The following is a 2,146-nucleotide window of genomic DNA, read 5'->3' as shown; positions in this document are numbered from 1 at the left end:
CGCGGGCGGGGGTGAACTGGATCTCGACGTTCGGCTCGGCCGAGGGGTCCCAGTTGGCGATCGCGCGGATGTGGTCGGCGGTGATGTTGGCGCCGTCCTCGGTGCGCAGCAGGTTCTCCGCGAGGACTTTCAGTGCGTAGGGGAGTTTTTCGGTGCCGGGCACGGCCGAGAGCCGGAAGATCTCGTAGGAGTTGCTTCCGACCTCGAGGGTGCCTTTGGCGCCGAAAGTATCGATACTTGTCGTCACGTCAGCTCCACTCATCTGTGAGGGTTGCCGTCGGCGGGGCTGTGCCGACGGCCTACGTCTTCGGAGGGCTGCCCGCACCGTACGGTGCCGGTTCCTCGCGCCTTCGACTCTAACAGTACGCTTGTCCTATGAACGCGCCGGGGCGTCGTTGCGGCGCCGGTCGGCGTGGCGCGTGGCGCCGATGCGACACTGCGTCGCGTACTGTGCCACGTGAGCTGTCGGGGCGGCCGGTCCGGACGGACGGCCCCTTCGGCGTGCTCATCCGCAGTGTAGGAGACCCCGTCGCCTCGCGTGCCGATGCGGCTCGACAAGACCGGATGGAAGATGACCGTCTCGCACACCTGGGCTTTTACCCTCGTCCCCACCGGGCTGCCGGAGAACACCGACCTTGGCGAGATCCGCGCGGACCTCGCCGACGACGGCGTCGCCGCGCCCGCGGGCAAGGATCAGTCCGAGCTGGCCGCCATCGTGGCCCAGGCGCGCGCCGACGGGATTCCGCTGAGCGTGGTCGTGGTGCAGGGCAATCCGTGGCACGACTCGAGCCTGCGCGATCTGGCGACCGAGGTCGGCAAGTTCCAGCACGGCACTGTCGCGGTCTTCAGCGACGACTGGATGGGCACCTACAGCGATTCGATCAGCCGGGTGCACCTGGAATGGGCCGAGGACGCCGCGAAGTGGAAGGGCGGCAAGTCCGAAGAGGCCGTGCAGATCTTCGCCGACCGGCTGCAACAGCCGGAATCGGTGCCGTGGACCGGATTCACCAGTGTGCTGCTGGCCGGCACCGTGGCCGCCGTCGGCGGGCTCTACTGGGTCAAGCGTCGTCGTGCGGCAAGCGCTGCGCCCGACTCCGCCGACGAATCGGTGTCGGCGTCCGCCTGAGCCTTTCGCTCGGCTCGTATCTCGATCCGCGGCTTGTTTCCTGACGGTCGGTTTGTTTTCCAGGGGCGAACCCTGTGTCATATCCGGCTAATTTCGAGCAAAGCGCAAATTACGTGTCTGTGATTCCGTCGCTGTAGTTCCGGACGTGACGCAAGTGTCGTACGGTTCGAATGATCGCTGTTGGGGAAAGAGTGTTGACAGGGCAATTTGCCGACCACAGTGCTCCTTGGGTCGGCTGGTGCTCGTGATGCCACGCCGCAGTCGGATCATCTGGAGGTGCGATGCGCAACATGCGAGGGCCAGGCCGTCGTCGTCCGCTGTCGATCGCTCTCGGTTTGCTGGTTGCGGCGGCTATCGTCGTCACCGGCGCACCGTCGACCGCCGTGCCGCCGCCCCCGCCGAATCCGAGCGACGGCGAACTCGCCGACGCCGGAGCACGCGTCGACGCAGGCATCGGCCAGGTGGGTCTGCTGATCAATCAGGTCGCGGCCGTCGACGAACAGGTGCGCCAACTCGACGATGCGGTCGCGCTGCGGCGCGAGCAGGTCAACAAGGCGCTGGTCGATCTGCAGAACGCCCGCGATGCCGCCGACGCCGCCGCCGACCTGGTGGCCACCACCCAGCGCGAACTCTCCGACGCGGGCACGCGAGTAGAGCAGGCCCGCACCAACTTCGACGAATTCGCCACCCAGGCCTACACCCGGCCTGGCACCGGCACGATGATGACCTACCTCTCGGCCGCCGATCCCGACGCCGCGCTCGACCGCGCGCAGATCATCGGCCTGGTCACCAAGAATCAGCAGCAGGTGATGGACGGCCTGCGCCGCGCCCAGATCGATCAGGGCAACAAGAACGCCTCCGCCCGCCAGGCCAAGACCGCTGCCGACGCCGCGGCCGCCGACGCCGAACAGAAGAAGACCGCCGCCGAAGCCGCCGTCAGCGCCGCGACCGCGGAACTGAACCAGCAGACCGCGGTACGCGATGATCTGCTCCGCCAGCGCGCCGATGCGCAGGCCCGCC

At 67.7% G+C, this 2,146-nt stretch carries 3 protein-coding genes; 2 read left to right on the top strand and 1 reads right to left on the bottom strand.

Annotated elements, in window-relative coordinates:
• The coding region (locus tag RJ05_RS14540; protein ID WP_036537740.1) for a hypothetical protein at window positions 1–247 on the bottom strand (247 nt) is incomplete at its 3' end.
• 297 nt (window positions 248–544) lie between these two features.
• On the opposite strand from RJ05_RS14540, the gene RJ05_RS14535 reads away from it, so the two are divergent.
• A complete protein-coding gene (locus RJ05_RS14535; RefSeq protein ID WP_228789723.1) occupies window positions 545–1,126 on the top strand; it encodes an Rv1476 family membrane protein in 582 nt (193 codons plus the stop codon).
• A gap of 281 nt (window positions 1,127–1,407) precedes the next feature.
• Window positions 1,408–2,146, top strand: a 739-nt coding sequence (locus RJ05_RS14530) for a coiled-coil domain-containing protein (RefSeq protein ID WP_036537741.1), incomplete at its 3' end; no start/stop codon positions are given.

This window comes from Nocardia cyriacigeorgica NBRC 100375 (genome assembly GCF_000308555.1).
Classification (GTDB): domain Bacteria; phylum Actinomycetota; class Actinomycetes; order Mycobacteriales; family Mycobacteriaceae; genus Nocardia; species Nocardia cyriacigeorgica.
The sequence above is the reverse complement of the archived record's forward strand: the minus strand, read 5'-3'. Positions and strand labels throughout refer to the sequence as shown.

Bases quoted from the DNA above. Each gene is read 5' to 3' on its own strand.
- RJ05_RS14535 (WP_228789723.1), top strand. From the start codon at position 545: ATGCGGCTCGACAAGACCGGATGGAAGATGACCGTCTCGCACACCTGG.